A 25,032-nucleotide genomic window follows, 5' to 3' on the forward strand; every position below is an offset into this window, starting at 1 on the left:
CTAGAATGCTCGACTCTTCAGGTCGTGGCCGAGGCAGTACGAAACACGGTTCGGACGGCTTACAGGTTTCGCCGCTTTAGCTCAGTTGGTAGAGCAGTTCATTCGTAATGAAAAGGTCGCCAGTTCGAATCCGGCAAGCGGCACCAAAGAAGCAAGAAGGGCCACCCCTAGGGGTGGCCCTTCTTGCTATGGGGCGCCTGTAGTCGCGCGACGTGAAGCGCGTTCATGAGGATGCGGCGGCGCTGGTAGAGCTGGGCCTGATCGAGCCGTGCCGAGTCCGGCGCCCTGTGCTGCCCTTATGCTGATATCCACATAGATATGCGCGTGGCGCGAGTAGCGGCCTAGCGCCTCATGCCGCTGCGGCCCGGACGGCATGCCACCACTGCGCAATCGCCGCCGGCTCGCCTTCCAGCCGCAGTGCTGCGGGGGCGTAGGCGTTCCAGGCCTGCATGTGCCGCGGCGACACGGTGGTCAGCAGCGGCTTGCCGGCCGCGACGGCCGCGGCAAAAGCGGCCCAGAGGCCTTGCCGCGCGGCTTCCATCTTGCCGAACTTACTGAAGATGATCACGTCGGCATCCGGTATCTGGGCCAGCAGGCCCATGCCGGCGCCTTCCATGCCGGCCGTGTCGAGATGGCACGTGGTGCCGGCTGGCGGCGCATCCAGCTGGATGGAGAACCTTTCGCCCGAGGCGAGATCGCGCAGGAAGCCCGCGCTGCATGCCCCTTCGACGTCGTTGTTTTCCGCGACCACCCCGACGGCCTTGAGGCCCGCCGCGCGCCATTGCGCGGCCGCGGCCGACAGCAGCGCCTGGGAGTCCAGGCCCTCTTGGTTGGCGATATAGGCGATAGAGCTGGAAGCTGTCATGGCAATGACCCGCATGTTTTACCAAATAATAGGCACGGCGTGAGCTTCGTGCAAGCGGGAGCCCGGAAGGATAGAATCGTCATCAAATCGACAAGGAAAGGGAGTTTGCCGTGGACAACAACAACCCCGCCGCCGTGACCATGCTCTACGACGCCAACAAGAAGAGCCTGTTGGTGGCTTACCTGCTCTGGTTCTTTCTGGGCGGCCTGGGCGGCCACCGCTTTTATGTCGGCAAGACCGGCAGCGCGGTCGGCATGATCGCCTTGCTCATCGTCGGCTCGGCGCTGGCCGCGGTGGGAATAGGCGCCGTGCTGTTGATGATCCTGGGCATCTGGGTGATCGTGGATGCGTTCCTGATCCCCAAGTGGATCCGGATCAAGAACACACAGCTGGCCAATACGCTGGCCAGCGGCGGGCAAGTGCCTAACTAGCCTGGCAGCAGGCAGGCCTTTGCAATAAACAGGCATAACGGCGCGCGATGCCGCGCGCATCTCAGCACAGCGCGGAAATCACCTGCGCGCTTTCCAGCAGCTTGTTCTTGATGGCCTGGGTGCGTTCGTTCGAGAAGCGCCGGCCCGGGCCGGCCACGCTGAGCGAGGCCAGCACTTCTTTGTCGCGATTCCAGATGGGCACCGCCACGGCGGTTGCGCCGGGCGTGTTTTCCCCGCGCGAGATGGAGTAGCCGTTGGCGCGTATGCGGGCCAGCTCGCGCGTGATCTGGCTGCGCCGCACCAGGGTGTCGGGCGTGCGCGCCGCCAGCGGCTGGCTCAGCAGGGCTTCCAGTACGTCCGGCGGGCTGTGGGCCAGCAGTACCTTGCCCGAGGCGCCCACGTGCAGGGGGCGGCGCACGCTAACGTCGTTGTGCACGCGATCGGGGTCGACGGTGTCCCAGCGCGCGATGCACAGGGTTTCGAGGCCGTCGCGCACCCGCATCTGCACGTTCTCGCCGAACAGGCGGCCGAGTTCTCTCAGGTGGGGGCGCACCAGGCCCACCAGGCGCGTCTGCTCTTGTGCCGACAGCCCCAGGTACAAGGCCTTGTTGCCCAGAAAGTACAGGCCCTGGGGGCCTTGCTTGCGCACCAGGCCGCGGCGCTCGAGCGTATACAGCAGGCGGAAGGCGCGGGCCTTGGTATTGTGGCTGTCGCGGGCCAGTTCGGTGACGCCCAGCCCGGGCGACTGCGCGATGCGCAGCAGCAGGGCCAGGGCTTCGTCGACGGCGGAAACGGTGTAGTCGGTCACGATGCGTGCATGGCGTCTCGAGAGGCGGGGCGGGCGCGCCGTCCCGTCTTCAGCCCTGTTTTATACGGGCCGCGATGCGGCGTGCTATTTCGTGTAGGTTAACCTGCAAAGCGGCAAAGCCCGTATGTTTTTCGAAGCGCTGTTCGTCCATGTACAGGCGGCGGTTCAGCTCGATCTGCAGGCTGTAGCGGCGTGCCGCCGGGTCGCTGTAGGCGCGGATCAGCTCGGCGCCCTTGTAGGGCTGGTTGATCGCCGCCTGGTAGCCCAGGTCGCGGAACTGCCCGGCCAGCCATTCGATGAATTCGCGCGGCGCCGTGCTGTGGTCGTAGTCGCCGATCACCACGTCGGGGCGCGCCGCGCCGGCATCGGTGTTCATGGCGTTGCCCACCGACTTCATGGAATGGCAGTCGATGTGCCAGACCACGCCGTGGCGCGCATGGGCTTCGTCCAGCAGGTTTTTCAAGCACGCATGGTAGGGCTGGTAGTAGTGGTCGATGCGGTGGCGCACCTCGGCGACGTCCAGCGGCCCGTCGTAGACCGGCACGCCCGGCAGGGCGTAGCGGCGGATCAGCCCCATGCCCGCCCGGGTCTTGGCGCTGGCCTGTATCGGCCCGGGCCAGGGCTGCGCCAGCAGCTCGACGTCGATGTCGCGCACGTTGCGGTTGGCGTCGATGTAGCCGCGATGAAAGCCCGCGGCCAGGATGTGCGCGCCTTCGGCCAGCGCGCCGCTCCAGAGTTCGTCCACCCAGGCGTCCCAGCCGGTGTCCAGCTGCGCGCGGCTGGCGCGTACCGGCACCGTCGCGGGAAAATGCCGGCTGCTGTGGGGCGAGTCGAATATCAGCGGAATGGCCGGCCCTTCAGGAGCCTGCAGGGTATAGGGGGCTTGGGTTTCGGTCATGGCAGTATGTCCGGATAGATGCGGGAAGCGGCGCGGCGCTGCCGCGGCACGCCCGGGCGGTTGCACGCGAGAGGCGCTTGCGGGTTGTGCAGCCGGCGGCCGGCATGGGCCGGCGCTGCCGCTTATTTCAGTAGCCCACGGAAATGGCGTAGGCCATGATCGCCAGCGACAGGACGGCCAGCAGCACGAACAGCGGCAGGATGAATTTCAGCCATTCCAGCAGGTTCACCTTGCCGGCGGCCAGGAATGCCAGCAGCATGCCCGAGGTGGGCGTGATCATATTGGTCAGGCCGTTGCCGAACAGGAAGGCCTGTACGATGGACTGCTTGCCTATGCCGGCGAGCTGGCCGATGGGGCCGAGGATGGGGATGCTCATGGCCGCCTTGCCCGAGGTCGAGGGCACCAGCACGTCCAGTATCATCTCGACGAACATCATGCCCTGCGCGGCGAAGGTGGTGGAGTGGCCGTCGGCCAGGGACGACAGCTTGTAGATCACGGTGTCCAGCACCATGCTGTCCCTGAGCACGATGTTGATGGCGGCGGCCAGGCCGATCAGCAGGCCCGCCAGCACCATGCCCTTCATGCCTTCCAGGAAGGCATCGCAGGAGTCGCGCAGCGGCAGGCCGGCGATCAGCGCCGACACGATGGCCACCGCCAGGTAGAAGGTGCTCAGATCCTTGGAGTGCCAGTTGTAGCGGTTCACGCCGTAGATCAGCGCGACGATGCTGGCACCCAGCACGCAGAGCAGGGCCAGGTGCCGCCCCGCCAGGCGCGTGCCGGCGGCGGCCCTTGCAGGCGCCGGGCCTTCCCGCCGCTGGGCGGCCTCCCTCCCGGGGGCGGCAACATGCCCCCCGGCCGAGCGCCTGGCCGCGTTCATCTTCCGTACCTGGAACAGCATGTAGCCGATGCCCAGGGCGAGGTACAGGCAGAAGACGAAGACGCGCAGGCCGACGCCGTTCAGGGCGGGCAGTGCCAGCAGCGGCTGGGTGATGTTCAGGGCCAGCGGATTGGTGATGGAGGCGATATAGCCGATCTTGGCCGCGATCAGCACCAGGCCGACGCCGAACAGCGGCGGCAGCTCCAGCCGCTCGGCCAGCAGCACGACCACCGGGATCAGCACCAGGTATTCGGAGATCAGGCCCAGGAAGGTGCTGCCGCAGGCCAGCGCGATCATCAGCAGCGGCGTCAGCCAGTAGACGTTGCCGCGGGTCACCTCCAGCAGCCGGTCTATGCCGGCATCGATGGCGCGGCTCTTGCGGATGATGCCGAACATGCCGCCGATGATCATCACCATGAAGATCAGGTCGGCGGACTGGCTCAGGCCTTTGGGTATTGCGGCCAGGGTCGAGACCAGGCTGGCCGGCGCGGCGCTCTTGCCATGTGGCGGGCTGTACAGCAGGTCGCTCAGGTGCCTTTCCTTGGGCAGCACGTGGTAGGTGCCGGCGACTACCAGCTTGCCGGCGCGCTGGAACATGCCTGAGTCCAGCATGTAGGTCAGCGCCATGGCAAACAGCATGATGAGCAGCATGATGGCGACCGGGTGCAGCATCTTTTTCTGCGGTCTTGCGGGCGTGGCGGCGTCAGCGATCACGGTTCGGCTCCGAGCGGAATGTTTCGTTCAACGAAATGAGACTGAGGACGCGCGTAGTTAGCCACCGAATTTCCCATTGATAAAGCCTGGGGCGCTGCGGAGCGAAAATATAATCGAGTTGTTTCGTCTGTTGAAACAAGGAGGTGCGGCGGCGGACGCCGCAAGGGCGGAAGAAAAGACGGAAGAAGTGTATTGGCGGCGCAGCAGGCGTGCGGCCCGGCTCGGATGGGCGTCTGGAAAGGTGCAGGCGCCCGGAAGCGCCGGACGCCTGATAAGAAACGCAGGCCTGGAGGTGACGGGCGCCTAGAACGAGCGCACGACCCCCAGGATCAGCAGCGTCAAGCCGGCCAGGATGGCGACCATCTGCAGGATGGTGCCGATTTGGCCGCGCAGCAGGGCGGGCCGGGACTCCTGAGGGACTTTGCTGAGCCGCGCGGCCGTGCGCGCCACCACCCAGCCGACCACGATCAGCAGGATGTTCAAGTATCTGGGGGGGATGTCGCTCATGCGTTCGATTCCTCAATACGGCCGGCGGCAGTATACGGCAGTTTCATGGGTGGCGTATCCGCCCGGGCTGGACTGCGTGGCGGGCTTCGGCGCCAGCCAGGCTCAGGTTTCAATACCCAGATCGGACAATATGGTCTGAACCAGAGCATTATCCCCTACCGCGCTCCAGGCCATAGCCGTCGTGACGACGCGGATCTCTTCCTTCAGCGGCCGCACGGCCACGTTTTGGGGAGCCAGCTTCCTCAGGCTGTATGGAACCAGCGCGACCCCCTGGCCGCAGCTCACGAAGGCGATTTGCGACGCGACGGAACGAACCTCGTGCAATATCCGCGGGGAAAAGCCGTTGGCGCGGCAGGCTGCCGTGACGTTGTCGAAATAGATGGGGCTCAGGCGGCGCGAGAACATGACGAAATCTTCCTCGGCGAGCTGACCCAGTTTCACGTTCTCGGACGCCGCCATTCCGTGCCCGCGCGGCAATGCTACGGCCAATCGGTCTTCCACCATGGGAATGGATCGGATCGTAGGGCTGGGATCTCCTTCCAGCCGAGCGAAGGCCAGATCGATGTCTCCCGCCTCGAGCGCCGGCACGGCTTCGGCGCTGTCGATCTCTTTCACGGAAATCGTGAGTTGCGGGTGCGCGGCCTTGATGCGCTCGACCAGCGGCGGCAGGTAGTCGAGCATCGATGAGGCAATGGCGCCGATGGTGAGCACGCCCGTACGCCCCGCTACCGCTTCGCGCACCGCGGACTCCAGCCGTTCCAATTGTTCGGCGAAGCGGCTTACCGCGGGCAGGATGGCCGTACCCACTGGGGTCAGCTGCACTCCTTTCGGGGTGCGTACGAAGAGCCTGACCCGTAGGGCGTTCTCGAGCACGCGGATCTGCTCGGACAAGGGCGGTTGCGACATGCCGAGGCGTTTTGCCGCACGGCCGAAGTGCAGCTCTTCGGCGACGGCGAGAAAGAGGAACAAGTGCCGGATGAGGCGGAAATTGACCATGCCAACTCCATACTATTTTCGTATTGAGCCATTATTTTTTTAGGAATTTACCTATCAAATCATACCGAACATAATCTGCCAACGTAATTTTCCCCGGGGCAGTTTTGATGGCGGAATAGCCATGTCCCGGCTCTCCGGATACCTCCGTGCCGCGTCTGATGTCCTGGGCGGCCTGGACGCATCCGAGCCCGGAATGCCCGGGCCCATGAAGGCTTCCAAAACTATCGAGGAGATTGGCGGTGAATATGAAATTCGTCCAGCAAAGCAAGGCACATCTCATCTATGCGCATGCGTTGCGTTCGGTGGCGGCCTTGGCTTTGTGTTGCATGGTGTTCGCGCCGCCCGTCGCCGCCGCGCGCGGCGGCGTCACCCGCATCATCGTGCCCTATGCGGCCGGGGGGCCGGTCGATCTGACGACCCGGATTCTGGCCGAAGCCATGAAGGACGAGCTCGGCCCGATCATTGTCGAAGACCGCCCGGGCGCCGCGGCGAATATCGGCATGACCGCGGTGGCCCAGGCCAAGCCGGACGGCCGCACGCTGGGGGTGGCGTCCACGCCGACTCACGGCGTGAACATGTGGCTCTATTCACATCTGCCATTCGATCCGAACAAGGATTTCACGCCTATTTCCCAGATGCTCAGGGTTCCCAACGTGCTGGTCATGAAAAAGGAAACCGCGGACAAGCTGCATATCAATACCGTGGCCGACTTGATCGCCTACGGCAAGGCGCATCCGGGCAAGCTCAACTTCGGCAGTGGCGGAAACGGCTCCGGCGGCCACTTGGCGGGGGCATTGTTCAACGCGCGTACAGGCATCAAGGCCCAGCATATCCCGTTCAACGGCAGCCACCCGGCCGAGACGGCGCTGCTCGGCGGCCAGACCGATTTCAGTTTCGACAACCTGGCGACCGCGGCCGCGAATATCCAGGCCGGCCTGCTCAAGCCGATCGCGGTCACGACCTTGCAGCGCAGCCATTTTCTACCGGATGTGCCCCCTGTGGCGGACACACTGCCCGGTTTTGAAATCTATACGTGGTGGGGGCTGGTCGGGCCCGCCGGCCTGTCGCCCGATGAAGTCAAGAAGATAAATGCGGCGGCGGTGCATGCCTTAGGCTCGCCCACGGTCAAATCCAAGTTCGCCCTGCTGTTTGCGGAGACCGTCCCGAGCACGCCTTCCGAGTTCGCGGCCTTCATGAAGAGCGAGCAGCTCAAGTACAAGGAAATCGTCAAGCTCTCGGGTGCCCACGCCAATTGAGCCTACCACGCAGGACGAGAAGATGAGGCCGACATTGGATAACCGCACACATGAAGCCGGAACCCTCGATGCCGGCCCGCAGGGGCAGGGCGAGCCGCGGCGGGGCACGATTGTGGATCGGCTCGCCGAGTTCACGACGCAAACCCGCTACGAATCACTGCCGGGCGCCGTAATCGATGAGTGCAAGCGCATCATTCTGGATTCCCTGGGTTGCGCGCTGGCGGGCGTGGATGCGCCCAAAGGACGCATAGGCATCGCGCATGGCTTGCAGATGGGTGGGGCAACGCCGGCAGCCACGGTCATCGGCACCGGCGACCGTACTTCGATAGCGGGGGCGTCCTTTGCCAATGCAGAGCTGATCAATGCGCTCGACTTCGACGGCGTCCTGCCGCCGGGACATGTCACGCCTTTCGTATTACCCGGAGCATTGGCGGTGGCGGAAAGCCTGGGCGCTACGGGCAGGGAGTTCATCGCCTCGATGGCCGTTGCGCACGAAATGTCGTACCGCTTCGGCAAGGCCATGGACAACCTGCGCGCAGTCAAAGACGGCAAGGTGTCGCCACCGTCCGTGTTCGGCTACAGCAGCGCCATTTTTGGCGCCACCGCGGCCATAACGCAGCTCAAGCGCCTGCCCACGGATGTCGTGGCGCATGCGCTGGGCATTGCGGCTTGCATCTCGCCGGTCAATTCGCAGGCCGCCTGGTTCCAGCATGCCCCGAGTGCGACCATCAAGTATTCGCTAGCCGGCACGCTGGCGCAATCGGCGCTGACGGCGGCCTCCATGGGAGAGCTGGGCCACCGCGGCGACTCCAGGATCCTGGACGATCGCGAATTCGGATATGCCCGCTACATAGGTACGTCGCGCTGGGAGCCGGCGGCGATTACGAACGATCTGGGCGAGGAGTGGCGGTTTCCGCCGGATCAGGTTTTCAAGCCTTATCCCCACTGCAGGATTTTCCATACGCTGCTCGATACCCTGGCGGAAATCGTGGCGGAAAACGCCTTGAAACCCGAGGAAATAGACGACATCGAAGCCTGGGTCGAGGGCTTCGTGGATCGGCCGGTCTGGCTGAACCGCCGGATCGAACATCCGTCCGACGCGCAGTTCAGCCTGGCGCATGGGCTGGCCGTGGGCGCGCATGGCATACCGCCCGGCAAGGCCTGGCAAGACCCCGAGGTCGTGTTCAGCCCCTCGGTGCTCGGCCTGATGGGCAAAGTCAGGCATCGGCCTCATCCGGATTATGTCGAGCTGCTGGCCAAGTATCCGGCCAGCCGCCCGGCCCGTATTGCCGTCTCTGCGCGTGGCAAGGTTTTTGTCAACGAGCGCCTTTATCCGAAAGGCAGCAATTCTCCCGATCCGGGCAGCGCCATGACGACACAGGAACTCGCACTCAAGTTCCAGGACAATGCCCGTGGGGTCTTGCCCCCGGAAAATGCGCAAGGCATTATCGACACCGTCCTGCACCTGGAGACAGTGGAAGACATCAATGTCCTGACCGCGCTGCTGAGGAAGGGATGAATCGGCCAGACACTGTGCCCAAAGGCACGGTTATGGCAGCGGTATGGAGTACACGGATGTGTCTACGATGAAACCTACACAGGTTCTGGCGTCGTTTTGCGCCAATCTTTGTTATGCCGATCTGCCGGATCGCGTGGTCGACCACGCCAAGATGGCCGTTCTGGATACCCTGGGCTGCGCCCTGGGCACGCATGCCGAAGATCCGGAACGGGTGCGGATCATCCTGCAAGTGGCGCGGCACCTGGGCGCGCAGGGCGATGCCGGTGTCATACATTCCGGCTTGCGCACGTCGGCTCCTGTTGCGGCGCTGGCCAATGGCGTTGCCTGCCACGGCATAGACTTCGATGACCTGCACGCCGGCGCCCTGACCCACACAAGCTGCGTGATTCTTCCCGCGGCGCTGGCCAGCGCGGAAGAGGCCGATGGCAGCGGCCGCGACTTCATCACCAGTTTCGTGCTTGGGTTCGAGATCGCCGTAAGAGTGGGCATGGCCGTCATGCCCTCGCATTATGAGCATTGGCACAGCACGGCGACTAATGGTACGTTTGGCGCGGCCGCGGCGGCAGGCAAGAACTACGGGCTGGACGCCGGCCAGCACGTGAATGCGCTGGGTTTCAGCGGAACCCAGGCGGCCGGCCTGCTGGCCTATCTCGAGTTCGGCGACTACACGAAAAGCCTCAACCCCGGCAAATCCGCCTTTAACGGAGTGCTCTCCGCGCTGCTGGCCCGGGCGGGCGCCACGGCTCCCCCCGACATGCTCGAGAATCCCAAGGGCTATGCCAGTGCCTATTCGGCCGCGCCGCGCATGCAGGAATTGCTGCGCGGCCTGGACGGCGGCCCGATGGCATGGGAAATATTGAACAATATGCCCAAGCCCTTTCCGTCTCTGAGCGCCAGCCATACCGCCATGGAGGCCACCTTGCGGCTGGTCGCCGACCACGGCCTGCGGCCGGCCGATATCCGTAGAATCGTTGTATATACATACGACACCGTGGTGTCGCATTTCTCGGGGCGCCGCATCGACAATCCCATGGCGGCCCGCTTGAGCGTGCCATACTGCGTTGCCGTATGCGCGGCGCTGCGCCGCGCCGGTCTCGAGGCCTTTCGGCCGGACGTCATACGCAGCGCCGCGGTGCAAGCGATGCTGGAAAAGGTGGAGATCGTCGCCGAGCCGCGCTTGAACGCGCTCTATCCCGGTGCGCTTGCGGCCAGGGTGGAAATTGCCACGGTGGGCGGCCAGGTGCATGAACACGAAATCCATCATGCCAAGGGCAGCCCCGGCAATCCCTTTTCCATGAATGAAATGCAGGAAAAATTCGAGCGGTTGGCCGCGCCCACGATCGGTGCCGAACAGGCCGCGCGTATCGTGGCAATGGTCGAAGGCCTGGAGCATGTAGGGCGCATCAGGGACTTCAGCCATTTGTTCGCGTGAACGGCGGGCTGGCCGCGCCTGCTTCGGGGCCTTTCGCGACGCAGCCATGGCCTGGCCGGCCGAAGCCGCCGGTGTGCGCGGCGCGGCGGCGTGTTCAGGCCCTAGGCTTGCACCTGGGGCTGCACGATCTCGGTGTAGCCGAATTGCGAGAAGTCGCGGATGCGCGAGGGATAGAGCCGGCCGATGAGGTGGTCGCATTCGTGCTGCACGACGCGTGCGTGGAAGCCTTCGGCGCGGCGGTCTATGGTCTGGCCTTGCGGGTCGCGGCCGGTATAGCGGATCTGCGTGTGGCGCGGCACGGCGCCGCGCAGGCCCGGCACCGACAGGCAGCCTTCCCAGCCTTCTTCCAGCTCGTCGGACAGGGGGGTGATGACCGGATTGCACAGTATGGTCTGCTCGATCGGAGGCGCGTCGGGGTAGCGCGTGCTGGAGTCGAAGCCGAAGACGACCAGCTGCAGGTCGACGCCTATCTGCGGCGCGGCCAGGCCGACGCCGCCCGCATAGTGCATGGTGTCGAGCATGTCGGCCACCAGGGCCTGCAGCTCGCGGCTGCCGAAGTGGGTGACCGGCTGGGCCACGCGCAGCAGGCGCGGATCGCCCATCTTGAGTATGTCGCGTATCACGTGGAATTCCTGGATGTGATCAATGTCTGCAATATAGCGCAGAGTTTGCATTGCCGAGGCGTGCGTGAACCTGCATGTGCAGGGGTGCCGTAGCGCAAGGCATCGCCAGCCCGGACGCCGCAATGCCGCGCCGCGGCCCCGTCTACTTCAGGCTGCCGGACAGGAACTGCGCCAGGCGCGGGCTGCGCGGCGTGCCCAGTACCTGCGCGGGCGGCCCTTCTTCCTCGACCACGCCCTGGTGCAGGAACATGACGTGGTTCGAGACGCTGCGCGCGAAGCCCATTTCGTGGGTGACGATGATCATGGTGCGGCCTTCCTCGGCCAGCGCCTGCATGACTCGCAGCACTTCGCCGACCAGCTCGGGATCCAGCGCCGAGGTGGGTTCGTCGAACAGCATGACCTCGGGTTCCAGCGCCAGCGCGCGGGCGATGGCCACGCGCTGCTGCTGGCCGCCGGAAAGCTGCATCGGATATTTGTCCATGACCTCGGGCGCCAGGCCGACCTTCTGCAGGTAGTGCCGGGCGCGCTCGATGGCGGCCTTGCGGCTCAGGCCCAGCACGTGGATGGGCGCGGCAGTGATGTTTTCCAGTGCGGTCATGTGCGACCACAGGTTGAAGTGCTGGAACACCATGGCCAGCTTGGTGCGCAGGCGCTGCAGCTGGTGCTTGTCGGCGGGCGCCAGTTGATTGTGGCGATCGCGCGTGGTCTTCAGCTCTTCGTTGAGGATGGTGATGCGGCCCTCGCTGGGGGCATCCAGGAAGTTGATGCAGCGCAGGAAGGTGCTCTTGCCCGAGCCGCTCGAGCCGATGATGCTGATGACGTCGCCGCGCCCGGCCGTCAGGGAGACGCCGCGCAGCACTTCGTGCTCGCCGAAGCGCTTGTGTATGTTCTCGACTTTCAGGCTTTCCATGGCGGTGTTCTTGTGTACATGCGGGCTTGGCGGCGGCGCGGCCGTTCAGTGGTGGCCGGTGGGTTTGAGGAAGGCCAGCCAGCGTTTTTCCATCAGCTTGAACAGGGCCACCAGCACGAAGGCGATGATGGCATAGAACAGCGCAGCGATGCCGAAGGCGGAAAAGGACGCATAGGTGGCGCTATTGACGTCGCGCGCGACTTTCAGCAGCTCGGGCACGGTGGCCGTGAAGGCGATGGAGGTGGCGTGCAGCACGATGATGACTTCGTTGCTGTAGTAGGGCAGGGCGCGCCGCAGCGCCGAAGGCAGGATGAGGCGGGTGTAGATGCGCACGCGCGAAAAGCCGAAGGCCCGCGCCGCCTCGATTTCGCCGGCGGGAATCGAGCGGATGGCGCCTGCCAGCACTTCGGTCAGGTAGGCGCAGGTGTTGAAGCTGAAGGACAGTATCACGCAGTTGAAGCCGCTGCGGAAGAACATCGCCAGGGTGGGCGTGTGGCGGATCGCGTCCAGGCTGAACAGCCCCGTGTAGACGATGAGCAGCTGCACGTACAGCGGCGTGCCGCGGATCACGAAGGTATAGAACTGCACCGGCCGGCTCAGCCACTTGCTGGAAGAGGCCCGCAGTATGGACAGGGGTATGGACGCGGCGAATGCGATCGCCATGTTCAGCACCAGCAGCCACAGCGTCATGGCCGCGCCCGAAATGGCCCAGCCCGAGTCCAGGCCCAGGTATTGCGGCCAGTATTGCCTGAAGATCTCCAGCAGCGTCATCAGAGTTCGGCCTCTTTGACGCCGGCGCTGAAGCGCCGGCCGGCCCAGGCCAGCGCCACCAGCGTGGCGCAGGTGAAGCCCAGGTAGATCAGCGCCGCCAAGATATTGAAGAAGAACAGGTGCTGCGTGGAGCGGCCCGCCTGCTGGCTGATGCTGATGATGTCGACCAAGCCGATGATGGACACCAGCGCGGTGGACTTGATGACCACCTGCAGGTTGTTGCTCAAGCCCGGCAGGGCATGGCGCACCATCTGCGGCAGGGTGATCTTGCGGAACACCAGGGCCGCGCTCATGCCGGTCGACAGGCCGGCCTCAATCTGGCCGCGCGGCACTGCTTCCAGCGCGCCGCGGAAGGTCTCGGTCATGTAGGCGCCGTAGATGAAGGCCAGCGTGACCACGCCGGCGCTGAAGGCATTGATTTCGATCTGGGCGATGCCGGCCAGGGTGCAGAGCCAGTTCACCAGGCTCTGCAGGTTGTAGAACACCAGCAGCATGATGACCAGGTCGGGTACGGCGCGTATGGCCGTGGTGTAGCAGGCCGCGATGCCGTACAGCACGCGGCTGCCCGAAGTCTTGCACAGCGCGCCGGCGATGCCCAGCAGCATGGCGAAGAACGCCGACAGCACCGTCAGCGCCAGCGTCATGAGCGTGCCCTGCAGGATCAGGGGGCCGTATCCGTACAACATGGCTCAGGGCTGGTTCACGCTAAAAGAGCAGCCGCTGCCCGGGCCGGCCCGCGGGCGCCGGCACCAGCGATGTGGCGGGCTCGTGTCGTGGCTGCGGCCCCGGCGCGGTTCATGGCTTTACTGCTTCTCGGGGTTGATCAGGCCGTACTTGGTGTAGCGGCCCAGTATCTTCTGGTAGGTGCCGTTGGCCTTGAGCCCGGCTATGGCGCCGTCGATCTGGCTCTGCAGCGCGGTGTCGCCCAGGCGCAGCCCCAGGCTGGCGCCGTAGCCGAAGACCTGCGGGTCTTGAACCGGGGTGCCGCTGAGGTGGAAGTTCTTGCCCGCCGGGCTTTCGAAGAAGAACTGCGCCGCCGCGGCATTCTGCAGCGTGGCGTCGACGCGGCCCAGGGCCAGATCCTGCTTGGCCAGGTCGTCGTTCTGGTAGGTTACCAGGTTCACGCCCTTGCCGCGCCAGTGCTTGTTGGCGTAGGCGGCCTGGGTCGTGCCCTGCACGATGCCCACGGTCTTGCCCTTGAGCGAGGCGACGGTGGTGTCCAGATCCACGCCCTTGGGCACCATCATGCGCGAGGGGCTGGCATACAGCGGCGTGGTGAACAGCACTTGTTTCTTGCGCTGGTCGGTGATGGTCAGGCCGGAAAGAATGGCGTCGATCTTCTTCGCGTTCAGGGCCGCGATGATGCCGTCGAAGTTCATTTTCACCCACTGGCACTTGGCGTGCAGGTAGTCGCAGATGGCGTTGCCCATGTCGATGTCGAAGCCCTGCAGCTTGCCGTGGGCGTCGACCGACTCGAAGGGGGCGAAGGTGGGATCCACGCCCAGGCGGATATGCAGGGTGTCTGCGGCCTGAGCCGTAAAGGCACAAAGAGAGAACAGTGCTGCGTACAGTGTCTTGTACATGTCGGCTCCAGGGAGAATGAGGGCGAAAGAGCTAATATTAGTTGAAAGTCTTGTCTATACAATAAGTGGTGTTCCCAGCAGGCGCCCGTGGCGCGCGCGCGGGGCGGCATCGCGCGACGCATGGCAAGGCCCGCCGTGCCGGGGCGGCGCGGCTGGAGTATACGCCGAGTTGCGCCGTGGGCCCGAAGCCGGCGCCGCGCTTGCGGGTATCATCGCAGCGGCCCTGCCCGGCCCTGCCTGGCCCGATCCGGCCTGGCCCGGCGTGCGCCGCGGGACAGGGCCAGGCCGGCGGCCCCGGACGCTGTGCGTGCGGCAAGTGCAGGCGCCGTGCCTGCGGCAAATATTCAATACATATCGCGCACTGATGCGCAATTCGATGGAAGATACGAACCGATGAGCCTGACCATGATGGATGCGCAGCCCAGCTATACGCTGCTCAGATCCCGATTCCTGGAAGCCGCGCAGCGCCATGGCGCGCAGCTCGAGCATCACAAGCATCCGCTGCAGGGGCCGCAGGGCGAAGACCTGTATACCGACGTCGCCGTCTTCGCGCGTCCCGGCACGCGCAAATGGCTGGTATTGGTTTCGGGCACCCACGGGGTCGAGGGTTATTACGGCTCCATGTGCCAGACGGCATACATGGATACACTGGCCGCAGCCGGCCGCCTGGATGGCGAAGTCGGGCTGCTGCTGGTGCATCTGATCAATCCCTGGGGCACGGCGTGGAAGCGGCGCACCAATGAAGACAACATCGATTTGAACCGCAACTACCTGGATTTCAGCCGGCCCTTGCCGCAGAACCCCGGCTACGAGGCCATCCACGAGCTGTTCACGCTGCGCGCCGGGCAAGAAGACGATAGCCGCGCCGATGCGCTATGGGAATCGAAGGTACGCGAGCTGGGCCGCACCCAACTGATGAACGTGCTGGGCGCGGGCCAGTACCTGCACGCCGACGGCCTGTATTTCGGCGGCGTGCAGCCGGCCTGGTCGAACACGACCTTGCGCGCCATCGTCGCCAAGTACCTGGCCGACTGCAGCGACGCCGTCAGCTTCGACCTGCACACTGGCGCCGGCGAGTACGGCCACCCGATGCTGATGGCGATCGCCGAACGCGAATACCCGGGCATGGAAGATGCGCGCCGCATCTATGGCCCCTGGCTGTACACGGTGCTGACCGGCGCAAGTTCCACCACCGACACCGGCATTTCGGCGGCGGCCACCGGCTACACCTCGCAGGCAATGGTGGATACGATGCAGGGCAAGCGCTTTACGCAACTGGTCATAGAGTGCGGCACCTACACCAACCCGCAGATCCGCGGCAGCGCCTTGTGGAACGATCACTTCCTGCATTTGCGCGGCGAGCTGCAAGGCCCCGTGTACGAGCAGGTCAAGCGCGACATCCTGGAATTCTTCTTCCCCGCCGACGCAGACTGGCGCGAGGTGGTGTGGGTACGCAGCCGGCAGATGTTCGATCGGGCGCTGAACGATTTGCTTGCTCGGGGGCAAGCCTGATCGATATGGTTTTGCCCGCGGGGGCGGCCCTGGTGGCTCAAGAACCGACTATCGCCGCAATACCACCATCGCTGCGATACATTGATTCCTCGGGCTGCTGAGTGAGTTCTTGGGCTGTTGGGTGTCGTTCTTAACCCGCTGAGGCTGCCCTGCGGAGTTCCGATGCTCGCCCAAACTCGGGCTGCGCTTCGGACTCCTCCGGGGTCCTCAGCTCGCATTGCGGCATGCGACGGGTTTAATCCGCTTCTAAACCAAGCTTGGTTTAGAAACGGGATAACGACCGTTCAGGATGCCTGGCTGCGAGCCGGGGATCCTCAGCTTGCACCGTGGCACGCGACGGGTTTAATCCATTTCCAAACCAAGGCTGGTTTAGAAACAGGATAACAACCGTACAGGATGTTGGGCTGCGAGCCGGGGACCCCGGAGGAGTCCGAAGCGCAGGCGAGTCTGCCGAGCATCGGAACTCCGCAGGGCAGCCCCGGCGGCTAAAGAACCAACCGCCGTCGCAATACCACCATCGCCGCGATACATTGACTCCTTTGACCGCTGGGTGAATTCTTGGGCTGCCGGGTGTAGCTCTTAAGCCGCAGGGTAGCCCCTGCGCCTCAAGAACCCAATCGCATTGCTGCTACCTCTCGCAAGGCACCGAAGGACAGCCGTGCCATGACGTCCCGGCCGGAATGTTTTCCCCCTTCATCACCAGCGTCAGCGGCCCCAACCGCGCGTCGTCGGCCACCGCGGCGCTGTACAGCACAGTACTGCGCGGCCCCATATAGACCCGTTTCCCTATCCGTACGTCATCGATCTTCATGACCCGGTCTTCGAACAAATGAGTCTGCGGGCAGCACAGCGCATTGAGCTCGCTGTGGTCGCCGATGTGCACGCAATCGAATTCCGTCATGTCCGTAGTGTCCAGATAGACGCCGCGCCCGATGTGGCAGCCCAGCAGGTTCAGCGCCTTGGGCAGAAAGGGCGTGCCGCGCAGGTAGCGCAGGAAATTGGGCACCGCGATGCCTTCATACATATTGGTGGTGGCCTCCGACAGCCACACGAAAGGCGTCCACATGGGCACCGCGCGCTTGCGGTAGCGGCCCAGCAGCACCCATTTGAAGAAGGCCACGAACAGGAAAGTGGCCAGGCCGAACAGCAGGCCCGAGATGGCCAGCTCGCGGATCGCCTTGACCCAGTGCCCGGCGCCGGCAATCGGCATTACGTCTAGCACGATGGCGTAGCCGGCGGCGATCACCAGCGAATGCGGGGCGACGATGCGGAAGGTTTCCACCAGGCCGCGCTGCAGGCGCCGCAGTGGCGAGGGGCGGTAGGTCAGCGATTCCGGGTAGCCCTGCACGGTCTCGCGCGCCGGCAGGTTCAGCGGCGGCGAGCCCAGCCAGGTGTCGCCGTTGCGCACTGGCGTGTTGCGCGGCAGGCTGGAAAGCACGCCGATCAGCACGTTTTCCGGCAGCTCGGTGCCGTCGGGAATGTAGGCGCCGTTGCCCACGAAGCTGCGGCGCGCCACCCGGGTGGGCTGCACCGTCATCCAGCCGCCGTCTATATGCTCGTCGCCCAGCATCACGGCGTCGGCGATGAAGGTCTCGTCGCCCAGCGACAGCATGTCGGGCACCACTCCCAGCGCCGTGGAGATCTCGGCGTCGCGCCCCACGCGCGCGCCCAGCAGGCGGTACCAGGTCGAGGAAAACACCGTGGCATAGACGCCGTGCAGCACCTGCAGGCTGGATTCCTGGATCTGGTTCACCAGCCACTTGCACAGGTAGACGCGGCCGTAGACCGGATAGCGGCCGGGCGTAAGGCGCGGCAGCAGCGCCCAGCGTATGACGGCGGCGATCAGGGCGGTCAGCACGATCATCACCACGCTGGCCGGCAGCGACAGCAGGAAGTACTTGATCAGGCGCAGCGCGAACACGTCGTAGCTGTTGGCAAAGCCCGCCACGGCCAGCGGCCTGACCGCCAGGTCGTCTATATCGAGGTAGTCGACCAGCATGAAGGTCGGAAACAGCGGCATGAAAAACAGCACGCTCACCAGCAGAGAGCCGAAGATGAAGTACAGATTCTTCAGCGTCGCGTGGCGGCGCGATTCCTTGGGGCGCGGCGGCAGGCCGGTGGGGTCGAAGGGGCCCTGATCCTGGGCCGGCGAGCCGCCCCAGACGCGCAGTTCGGGTACGCGCATGCCGTCGCGCAGCGCCGACTGGCCCTGCACGTGTCCCCATTGTTCGACCCGGGTGTTGCCTTCCAGCACGACGTACGAGCCTATGGATGCCTGGTCGTCGATCTGTATGCGGCCCAGGATCAGCTCGCCGTTCTCGACGCGGGCGTTCTCCAGGTTGACGCCGTTGCCTATGCTGACGCCATTGCCGATCTCCAGCAGATCGGGCACGCGCAGGGTGCTGGAGCCGATCAGCACATCGCGGCCGATGCGCGCGCCCAGGGCCCGCAGCCAGTACACGTATAGCGACGAGCCGTTCAGCATGTACAGTGGCGTAGCCTCGAGAACGCGGTCGCAAAGCCACCAGCGGAAATAAGTCGTGCCCCACAGCGGATAGCGGCCGGGCGCGGGCCGCCCCAGAATCAGCCACTTGGCGCCGCAGGCCAGCACGAATTCCAGCAGGGTGACCAGCAGGAACACGAGCAGAGACCAGGCGACCGCGCGCGGGATGGAGTCGTCGGGGCCGCCTGTCAGGTACTGGTAGGTGAAGAAGGGCAGCAGCCATTGCGCCATCTTGAAGGTGACCAGGAACGGCACGGTACAGGCCTGGGCCACGCCGCAGCGCCAGCGCCGCCAGCGCGAGTGCTGCAGCCGCGGCGCGCTGGCAGGTTCGCTGGGTGCCGCCTGGGCTTGCCGCTGCAGCGTGGCCGCCAGCATCTGCGCCAAGTCAGCGATGCGCCGGTTCTGGTACAGGTCGCGCACGGTGACTTGCGCCAGGCGCGGATCCTGGCGCAGTGCCGAGGCCAGCCTGGCGGCGAGCAGCGAATGGCCGCCCAGGTCGGTGTAGAAGTCCTGGTCGCGGCGTATGGGCTGCCCGGGGAATAAATGCGCCAGCGCCGGAAAGAGGATTTCTTCGGCCGCGTCGCGTGGCGTGTCGGAGCCCTCGGCCTGGCTGCCGGCGGCCAGCTGTATGGCCCTGAGCGCCTTGCGGTCGATCTTGCCCGAGGGCAGGCGCGGCATTTGCTCCAGGCGCTCGTAGCGGGCCGGCACCATATAGGGCGGCAGGCGCGCGGCCAGGGCCGAGCGCAGCGCGGACTGCGAGGTGTCGACCGGGGTGTTCTCCGTGGCGGTGTTTTGGCCGTTCTGGTCGCTACCGCCGTCATGCTCCGCGGCCGGCACCCAGAATGCCGCCAGTTGATCCACGCCGGCTTCCTGGCGCAGCACTACCGCGGCCGTGCCTATGCCCGGCTGCTGCGCCAGCACCGCTTCGATCTCGCCCAGCTCCACGCGGAAGCCGCGGATCTTGACCTGGTCGTCGGCCCGGCCCAGGCAGTGCACCTGGTGGCTTGCGTCGATGCGGGCCAGGTCGCCGGTGCGGTATAGGCGCCGGTCGTGCTCGTCGATGGCCCAGGGGTTGGCCAGGAATTTCTCGCGCGTCAGCTCGGGCCGGCCCAGGTAGCCGGCCGCCACGCCGGGGCCGGTAATGCACAGTTCGCCCGTTTCCCCGTAGGGCAGGATGGACAAGGTGCCCTCGGCGGCCAGTTCGGCGTCCACGACCAGCAGGCCGTAATTGGGCAGCGGCTGGCCGATGGTGACCGGCTCGCCCGGCCTGAGCCGGGCCAGGCTGGCCGACACGGTGGCCTCGGTGGGGCCGTAGGTGTTGAACAGCTGGCGTTCGGGGGAAGCCCAGCGCTCTACCAGGCTGTCGGGGCACATTTCGCCGCCCAGGTTGATGAGGCGCAGGCTCGGTACGTCCTGGTGGAACAGCGCCAGCAGGGTGGGTACGGCGTGCAGCACGGTGATCTGCTCGGCCGCCAGCGCCTGCGGCAGGGCTTCCGGATCGGTGGCCAGTTCCTTGGGGGCTATCCACAGCGTGGCGCCGGCCAGATAGCTGATCCAGATTTCCTCGAAAGACATGTCGAAGGCCACCGAGAAACCCTGGTATACGCGGTCGCTTTCCTGCACGCCCAGCACCGAGTTCTCGCTGCGCAGGAAATGGCAGATGCCGCCCTGGGTGATGGCGATGCCCTTGGGCTTGCCGGTCGAGCCAGAGGTGTAGATGACATAGGCCGTGTCATGGGTGCGCACCACGCCGCGGCGTCGCAGCGGCGCGGCAGACGCATAGGCCGCTACAGCCGCATCAACCGAGTCGGCCATCTCATTCACTTTGTATATGCCGGCCGCGCCAGCCACGTCCGACACTTCGGTCACTTCGGTCTTATCGGGGTCGACAGAGGCGCCGGCAAGGGCCGAGGGCTGCAGCAGCCGCTCGGCAGTATGTACTGGCACAGTTAGTTCCGCCAGCCGCGGCTCCAGTCCGGCGCAGGTCACCAGCCCGAGGGCCTGGGCGTCTTCCAGGCAGACGGCGATGCGTTCGACCGGGGTGTCGGCGTCGAAGGGCAGCCAGGCGGCGCCCGTCTTGGCGATGGCCAGCTGCATCAGCAGCAGGTCGATGCCGCGCGGCAGCCACAGGCCGAGGATCTTGCCCGGCCCGGCGCCGGCCTCGATCAGCCAGTGGCACGCGAGGTCGGCGCGGGCGTCCAGTTCGGCGTAGCTGAGGCTGTCCGAACCCTGGATGAGGGCGGTCTTGCCGGGATGGCGCCGCGCCGTGTCTTCGAAAATGTCGGCCAGAGATTCGGCGCGCAGCAGCTCCGGCTGCTGTGCGCCATGCAAGACATAAGATGCGGACATTTGGGAAAGACGCGGCAGAGGAATGAGGGGCTGCGGGGATACGCGAGGGTAGGTATGGGCGCGGCGCTGTTGCCCATGGCTCATACGGATTCGCAATCAAAAAGATGACGGCGTTGCTTCGCCTTGCCGTACTGTTCGTACTGTCTGCGGCTTCGCGCCTCGTTCTGTCGACGCAATTGCCGTTTTGATTGCAAACCTGTATCAGACCGTCGAATCGCCCGTTGTGGTTTGCGTTGCGGAATTTTAATCCGCCCTTGCCGTTCTGGCGCGCCGCAAGTGTTGCGTGCGCGCAATAGAATTAAAAAGATGTTACAGAGCGCTGCCACAGTTGCTGCGGGAACAAGCAGAAAGCGGGCAAATAAGGGCGGATGGGCACAGGAGCGGACGCCGTGGGCGGGCAGCTGTGCCGGACAAGGAGCTCGGTACGGATGAGCTGCGGGCCGCCGCGGCCCGCAAAGAGCGGGTGTGCCGCCCGCCTCAGGCCGCGGCGGCGGCCTGGTTTTCGTTGGCGGCTTCGAGTTGCAGTGCCTGGATGGAGCGCTCGGCGCCGGCCAGGGCCTCGGCCTTGGTGGCTTCGCCCATGTTCAGCCCTTCGGCGCGCACGAAGCGCACGTCGTTGATGCCGAAAAAGCCGAACACGATCTGCAGGTAGCTTTCCTGGTGTTCCATGGCGCGCCCGGCCTCGCTGGTGGAATAGATGCCGCCGCGGCTGGAGGCGACGATCACGGTCTTGCCGCCGGCCAGGCCCACCGGGCCTTGCTCGGTGTACTTGAAGGTGCGGCCCGCCTGGGCGATGCGGTCGATCCAGGCCTTGAGCTGGCTGGGGATCGAGAAGTTGTACAGTGGCGCGCCGATGACGACCACGTCCGCATCCAGGAACTGGCTGACCAGGGCTTCGGACAGTGCGTTCTCGCGTTTTTGCGCTTCGCTCAGGGCGTCCGAGGGCGGCAGGCGAAAGCCCAGCGATTCCTGGGACAGGTGGTTGGGGGCGTCGGCCGCCAGGTCGAGATACTCGACTTCCAGTTCGGCATGGGCGTTGCGCCACTGGTCGGCGATGCGCGCCGTCAGCTGGCGCGAGATGGAATTGGAGCCGGAGACGCTGGAATCGATGTGCAGGAGTTTCATGATGTTTTTTCTGGGTGGTGCGCCACGGTGCGCGGCAATGGATATATTATGGATATGTGATGAGTGCTTGATAAGACGGTCGATCTGCAATTCATTGTTCTATTTTTGATGCTAATTGCTTGCGGGCAGCGTCTATGGCGTTGATGGCCGAGCGAGGGGCGACATGCAGGATCTGAACGACATGGGCTATTTCGCCGAGGTGGCGCAACGCGGTAGCTTCGCCGCGGCCGCGCGCGCCCTGGGCCTGCCGAAGTCGCGCCTGTCGCGGCGCATCGCGCACCTCGAGGCGCAGCTGGGGGTGCGGCTGCTGCAACGTACTACGCGCAAGCTGTCGCTGACCACGGTGGGTGAAATGTACCTGCGCCACTGCGTGGCCATCTGCGACGAGGCCCAGGCCGCCGCCGATGCCGTGGCGCAGGCCAGCAGCGAGCCGCGCGGCGTGGTGCGCCTGAGCTGCCCGGTGACGCTGGCCCAATCGGTGGTGGGCGCCGCGCTGCCCGAATTCCTGGCGCAGCACCCGCTGGTGCAGATCCAGATGGAAGTCAGCAATCGTGTCGTCGACGTGATCGAAGAGGGCATCGACATCGCCCTGAGGGTGCGCACTACGTTGTCGGCCAGCGGCAGCCTGGTGGTCAAGCACCTGGGCCTGTCGCAGACGCTGCTGGTGGCCAGTCCGCAGCAGTTGCGGCGCCAGGGCGCGCCGCGCGGCCCCGAGGAACTTGCGGCCATGGATACGGTGGCGATGTCGCCCACCGAGGGGCGTTACGTCTTGAAGCTGCTGGGCCCGCAAGGCAAGGAATTCCTGGCTCTGCATCACCCGCGCTATGTGGCCGGCGACCTGCTGGCGGTCAAGCTGGCGGTGCTGGCCGGCATCGGCGTGGGCATGCTGCCCGACTATATGTGCCGCGAGGAGCTGGCCGATGGCCGGCTGGCCGTGGCCCTGCCCGGCTGGAGCCTGGAACCGGGCATCGTCCACGCCGTGTTCCCTTCGCGCCGCGGCCTGGTGCCGGCGGTGCGCCTGCTGCTGGATTTTCTCGGCGTACGCATGGCGCAGGACTGCGACCAGGATCGCGGCGGCCCGGCCATGCGCGACCCGGCCAGGCGTGGCTCGGGAGACAAGCGTGGCCCGGCCAAGCCTGGCCCGGCTTAGCACCAGGGCCGGCGCAGCCGCCTGATACTGCCCAGGTTGGCTGCGGCCGTCGCCGGCCTTACGCCGCCGCCTGCGCCGCCGGGACGCTGAAACCTATCGTGGTGATGCCGTCGGCGCTGCTGGCGAAGACATCGCCGCCGTGCATGGTGGCGATGGCCTTGACGATGGCCAGGCCCAGGCCGTGGCCGTGCGTCTTGCCGTTGTAGCGCGCGGCGTCGACGCGGTAGAAGCGGTCGAACAGCATGGGCAGGTGCTTGGGCGCTATGGGGTCGCCCGGATTGGCCACGCCGATGCGGATCTGGCTTTGCTGGCGCGTGATGTCCACGCGGATCTCGGCGCCGGACTGCGAGTGCTCGATGGCGTTCTGCAGCAGATTGGCCATGGCGCGGCGAAACAGCGCCGTCTCGATCATGGCCTCGGCCTGTACGTCGCCGTCTATCCGTACCGTTTCCTGGGTCTCGTCGAGCACGAATTCCAGAAACTCGATGGTCTTGCCGATCTCGCGGGCCAGCGGCGCGCGCACCAGCCCGGTGGCGGCCTCGCCCCGGTCGGCCCGCGCCAGAAACAGCATGTCGTTGACAATGGAGCGCAGCCGCTCGATTTCTTCCAGATTGGACTGCAGCACTTCCTGGAACTGCTGCGCGGTGCGCTCGCGCGACAGCGCCACCTGGGTTTCGCCGATGAGATTGGTCAGCGGCGTGCGCAGTTCATGGGCCACGTCGGCATTGAAGGCCTCCAGCTGGGTGTAGGCGGTTTCCAGGCGGCCCAGGGCGCCGTTGAACGCGCCCGCCAGGTCGGACAGCTCGGCCGGCAGGGGCGAGATGCGCAAGCGCTGCGACAGCGTGCGCGGGCTCAGCAGCTGGGCTTCGCGCGACAGCAGCTTGAGCGGGCGCAGGCCCACGCGGGCGATCCAGTAGCCCAGCAGCATCACCAGCACGACCGCGACCAGCGACAAGGACATGAGGGCGATGAGAAAAGTGTGCAGCGTGTGGATGTAGGGTTTGGCGTCTATGCCTATGGTGAGGTGGATGTCGGGCTGGCTCTGGAAGCCCGGAATAGTGCGGGTCAGTGTATACAATGGATAGCTTCGACCGGGCAGGCGCAGCATGCCCGGGCCGTCCTGCCCGCCCAGGCTGGCAAGTATCTGGTTCAGGTCGGCGCCATAGCGGTAGCTCGGGTCGGAGCTGGCGACCCAGAAGCGCTTGCTGCCGTTGGTGGCGGTCAGTGTGTCCATCTTGGTGACGACGTGGCTCCAGCGGTGCAGGTTGCCCGAGCGCTTGATCATGTATTCCATGTCCTGGTAGGCGGTCTGCAGTTCGTCGCGCTGGTGGCGCGCCAGTTCGCGCTGCAGCACGCCGTACAGGGCGGCGCCGATCAGCAGGAACATGGCCAGCGTCGCCAGGGCGAACATGGCGACCAGCCGCAGCGTGATGGAGCGCTTCATCGCTGCCCGTCTTCGCCGCGCAGTTCCAGCACGTAGCCCATGCCGCGGATGGTGTGCAGCAGGCGCGGGCTGAAGGGCGTGTCCATCTTGGCGCGCAGGCGCTTGATGGCCACTTCCACCACATTGGTGTTGCTGTCGAAGTTCATGTCCCAGACCAGCTCGGCGATGGCGGTCTTGGAGAGGATCTCGCCCTGGCGCCGCGCCAGCACCGCCAGCAGCGAGAATTCCTTGGCGGTCAGGTCGATGCGCGTGGCGCCGCGGTAGGCCTTGCGGCTGATCAGGTCGATGTGCAGGTCGCCGATGCGCAGCTGCGCCGGTTCTTGCGCCCGGCCGCGGCGCGACAGCGCCTGCAGGCGCGCCAGCAGCTCGATGAAAGAGAAGGGCTTGACCAGATAGTCGTCGGCGCCCTCGTGCAGGCCCTTTACGCGGTCTTCGACGCGGTCGCGCGCGGTCAGCATGATGACCGGCGTCTGCTTGACCGCGCGCAGGGCGCGCAGCAAGGTGAAGCCGTCCTGGCCCGGCAGCATGACGTCGAGCACGACGATGTCGTAGTCGTGCTGCGTGGCCATGTGCTGGCCGTCGATGCCGTCGTGCGCCAGATCGACCGCGTAGCCTTGTTCGGTAAGGCCCTTGTACAGGTATTCGGCGGTCTTGAGCTCGTCTTCGATGATCAGAATCTTCATGGGGAACACCGTTGCGACCCCCTATTCTAGAGCCTGCTTGCGCCAGGCTGCAGCCCGGCCCTGCGCCCGGGGCGGG

The 25,032-nt window shown here is 65.4% G+C and carries 21 protein-coding genes and 1 tRNA gene; 7 read left to right on the forward strand and 15 right to left on the reverse strand.

Going from position 1 to position 25,032, the window contains the following annotated elements; all coding sequences use genetic code 11:
• Positions 1–70: 70 nt before the first annotated feature.
• Positions 71–146: transfer RNA gene (locus tag CEY11_RS16135), tRNA-Thr, on the forward strand.
• A gap of 203 nt (positions 147–349) precedes the next feature.
• On the opposite strand, the gene CEY11_RS16140 is transcribed toward CEY11_RS16135, so the two are convergent.
• Entirely contained in the window at positions 350–865 is a 516-nt protein-coding gene (locus CEY11_RS16140) for a DUF2478 domain-containing protein (protein WP_088604667.1), read from the reverse strand.
• 110 nt (positions 866–975) lie between these two features.
• Here CEY11_RS16140 and CEY11_RS16145 point away from each other — a divergent pair, with 110 nt between their 5' ends.
• Positions 976–1,296 carry a TM2 domain-containing protein gene (locus tag CEY11_RS16145; RefSeq protein ID WP_408608138.1) on the forward strand — a complete coding sequence of 107 codons (321 nt, stop codon included), beginning with the start codon at positions 976–978 and terminating at the stop codon, positions 1,294–1,296.
• 61 nt (positions 1,297–1,357) lie between these two features.
• On the opposite strand, the gene CEY11_RS16150 is transcribed toward CEY11_RS16145, so the two are convergent.
• The 5 genes from CEY11_RS16150 to CEY11_RS16170 all read right to left on the reverse strand — a co-directional run bounded on the left by CEY11_RS16150 (position 1,358) and on the right by CEY11_RS16170 (position 6,096).
• Entirely contained in the window at positions 1,358–2,104 is a 747-nt protein-coding gene (locus CEY11_RS16150; protein ID WP_088604448.1) for an IclR family transcriptional regulator, read from the reverse strand.
• Between the two features lie 49 nt (positions 2,105–2,153).
• Positions 2,154–3,002: an N-formylglutamate amidohydrolase gene (locus CEY11_RS16155; RefSeq protein WP_088604449.1), complete on the reverse strand. Its 849-nt coding sequence runs from the start codon at positions 3,000–3,002 to the stop codon at positions 2,154–2,156.
• Positions 3,003–3,129: 127 nt separating this feature from the next.
• On the reverse strand, positions 3,130–4,593 hold the full coding sequence (locus CEY11_RS16160) for an SLC13 family permease (RefSeq protein WP_143322889.1): 1,464 nt from the start codon (positions 4,591–4,593) through the stop codon (positions 3,130–3,132).
• A gap of 303 nt (positions 4,594–4,896) precedes the next feature.
• Positions 4,897–5,100 carry a hypothetical protein gene (locus CEY11_RS16165; protein WP_088604451.1) on the reverse strand — a complete coding sequence of 68 codons (204 nt, stop codon included), beginning with the start codon at positions 5,098–5,100 and terminating at the stop codon, positions 4,897–4,899.
• A gap of 102 nt (positions 5,101–5,202) precedes the next feature.
• Entirely contained in the window at positions 5,203–6,096 is an 894-nt protein-coding gene (locus tag CEY11_RS16170) for a LysR substrate-binding domain-containing protein (protein ID WP_088604452.1), read from the reverse strand.
• Positions 6,097–6,341: 245 nt separating this feature from the next.
• Here CEY11_RS16170 and CEY11_RS16175 point away from each other — a divergent pair, with 245 nt between their 5' ends.
• The 3 genes from CEY11_RS16175 (at position 6,342) to CEY11_RS16185 (ending at position 10,303) form a co-directional block, all read left to right on the forward strand.
• Positions 6,342–7,352, forward strand: coding sequence for a Bug family tripartite tricarboxylate transporter substrate binding protein (locus CEY11_RS16175; RefSeq protein WP_332888373.1), 1,011 nt, complete (start codon positions 6,342–6,344; stop codon positions 7,350–7,352).
• A 22-nt stretch (positions 7,353–7,374) separates the two neighbouring features.
• Entirely contained in the window at positions 7,375–8,871 is a 1,497-nt protein-coding gene (locus tag CEY11_RS16180) for an MmgE/PrpD family protein (RefSeq protein ID WP_088604453.1), read from the forward strand.
• Between the two features lie 67 nt (positions 8,872–8,938).
• On the forward strand, positions 8,939–10,303 hold the full coding sequence (locus CEY11_RS16185) for an MmgE/PrpD family protein (RefSeq protein WP_158215342.1): 1,365 nt from the start codon (positions 8,939–8,941) through the stop codon (positions 10,301–10,303).
• 101 nt (positions 10,304–10,404) lie between these two features.
• On the opposite strand, the gene def is transcribed toward CEY11_RS16185, so the two are convergent.
• The 5 genes from def to CEY11_RS16210 all read right to left on the reverse strand — a co-directional run bounded on the left by def (position 10,405) and on the right by CEY11_RS16210 (position 14,190).
• A complete protein-coding gene (def, locus tag CEY11_RS16190) occupies positions 10,405–10,926 on the reverse strand; it encodes a peptide deformylase (RefSeq protein ID WP_088604670.1) in 522 nt (173 codons plus the stop codon).
• Positions 10,927–11,068: 142 nt separating this feature from the next.
• Positions 11,069–11,836, reverse strand: coding sequence for an ABC transporter ATP-binding protein (locus CEY11_RS16195; RefSeq protein WP_088604455.1), 768 nt, complete (start codon positions 11,834–11,836; stop codon positions 11,069–11,071).
• 45 nt (positions 11,837–11,881) lie between these two features.
• Positions 11,882–12,601: a histidine ABC transporter permease HisM gene (gene hisM, locus CEY11_RS16200; RefSeq protein WP_088604671.1), complete on the reverse strand. Its 720-nt coding sequence runs from the start codon at positions 12,599–12,601 to the stop codon at positions 11,882–11,884.
• 5 nt (positions 12,602–12,606) lie between these two features.
• Positions 12,607–13,293, reverse strand: coding sequence for an ABC transporter permease (locus CEY11_RS16205; RefSeq protein ID WP_088604456.1), 687 nt, complete (start codon positions 13,291–13,293; stop codon positions 12,607–12,609).
• Between the two features lie 117 nt (positions 13,294–13,410).
• Positions 13,411–14,190, reverse strand: a complete 780-nt coding sequence (locus tag CEY11_RS16210; RefSeq protein WP_088604457.1) for a transporter substrate-binding domain-containing protein — start codon at positions 14,188–14,190, stop codon at positions 13,411–13,413.
• 393 nt (positions 14,191–14,583) lie between these two features.
• Here CEY11_RS16210 and CEY11_RS16220 point away from each other — a divergent pair, with 393 nt between their 5' ends.
• Positions 14,584–15,702 (forward strand): DUF2817 domain-containing protein, encoded by a 1,119-nt coding sequence (locus CEY11_RS16220; RefSeq protein WP_233154922.1) that lies wholly within the window; start codon positions 14,584–14,586, stop codon positions 15,700–15,702.
• 628 nt (positions 15,703–16,330) lie between these two features.
• Here the strand turns inward: CEY11_RS16220 and CEY11_RS16225 are convergent.
• The gene (locus CEY11_RS16225; protein WP_088604459.1) at positions 16,331–20,554 is read right to left on the reverse strand and encodes a Pls/PosA family non-ribosomal peptide synthetase; all 4,224 of its coding nucleotides are present in this window, start codon (positions 20,552–20,554) and stop codon (positions 16,331–16,333) included.
• A 477-nt stretch (positions 20,555–21,031) separates the two neighbouring features.
• The gene (locus tag CEY11_RS16230; RefSeq protein ID WP_088604460.1) at positions 21,032–21,679 is read right to left on the reverse strand and encodes an FMN-dependent NADH-azoreductase; all 648 of its coding nucleotides are present in this window, start codon (positions 21,677–21,679) and stop codon (positions 21,032–21,034) included.
• A gap of 163 nt (positions 21,680–21,842) precedes the next feature.
• Here CEY11_RS16230 and CEY11_RS16235 point away from each other — a divergent pair, with 163 nt between their 5' ends.
• Complete coding sequence (locus CEY11_RS16235; protein ID WP_088604461.1) at positions 21,843–22,829, forward strand: LysR family transcriptional regulator; 987 nt, start codon at positions 21,843–21,845, stop codon at positions 22,827–22,829.
• A gap of 58 nt (positions 22,830–22,887) precedes the next feature.
• On the opposite strand, the gene CEY11_RS16240 is transcribed toward CEY11_RS16235, so the two are convergent.
• Both CEY11_RS16240 and CEY11_RS16245 read right to left on the reverse strand, forming a co-directional pair.
• Positions 22,888–24,273: a heavy metal sensor histidine kinase gene (locus tag CEY11_RS16240; protein ID WP_088604462.1), complete on the reverse strand. Its 1,386-nt coding sequence runs from the start codon at positions 24,271–24,273 to the stop codon at positions 22,888–22,890.
• Positions 24,270–24,956, reverse strand: a complete 687-nt coding sequence (locus CEY11_RS16245) for a heavy metal response regulator transcription factor (protein ID WP_088604463.1) — start codon at positions 24,954–24,956, stop codon at positions 24,270–24,272. Before CEY11_RS16245 ends, CEY11_RS16240 begins: the two co-directional genes overlap by 4 nt.
• Positions 24,957–25,032: the final 76 nt, after the last annotated feature.

It is taken from the genome of Candidimonas nitroreducens (genome assembly GCF_002209565.1).
Classification (GTDB): domain Bacteria; phylum Pseudomonadota; class Gammaproteobacteria; order Burkholderiales; family Burkholderiaceae_B; genus Candidimonas; species Candidimonas nitroreducens.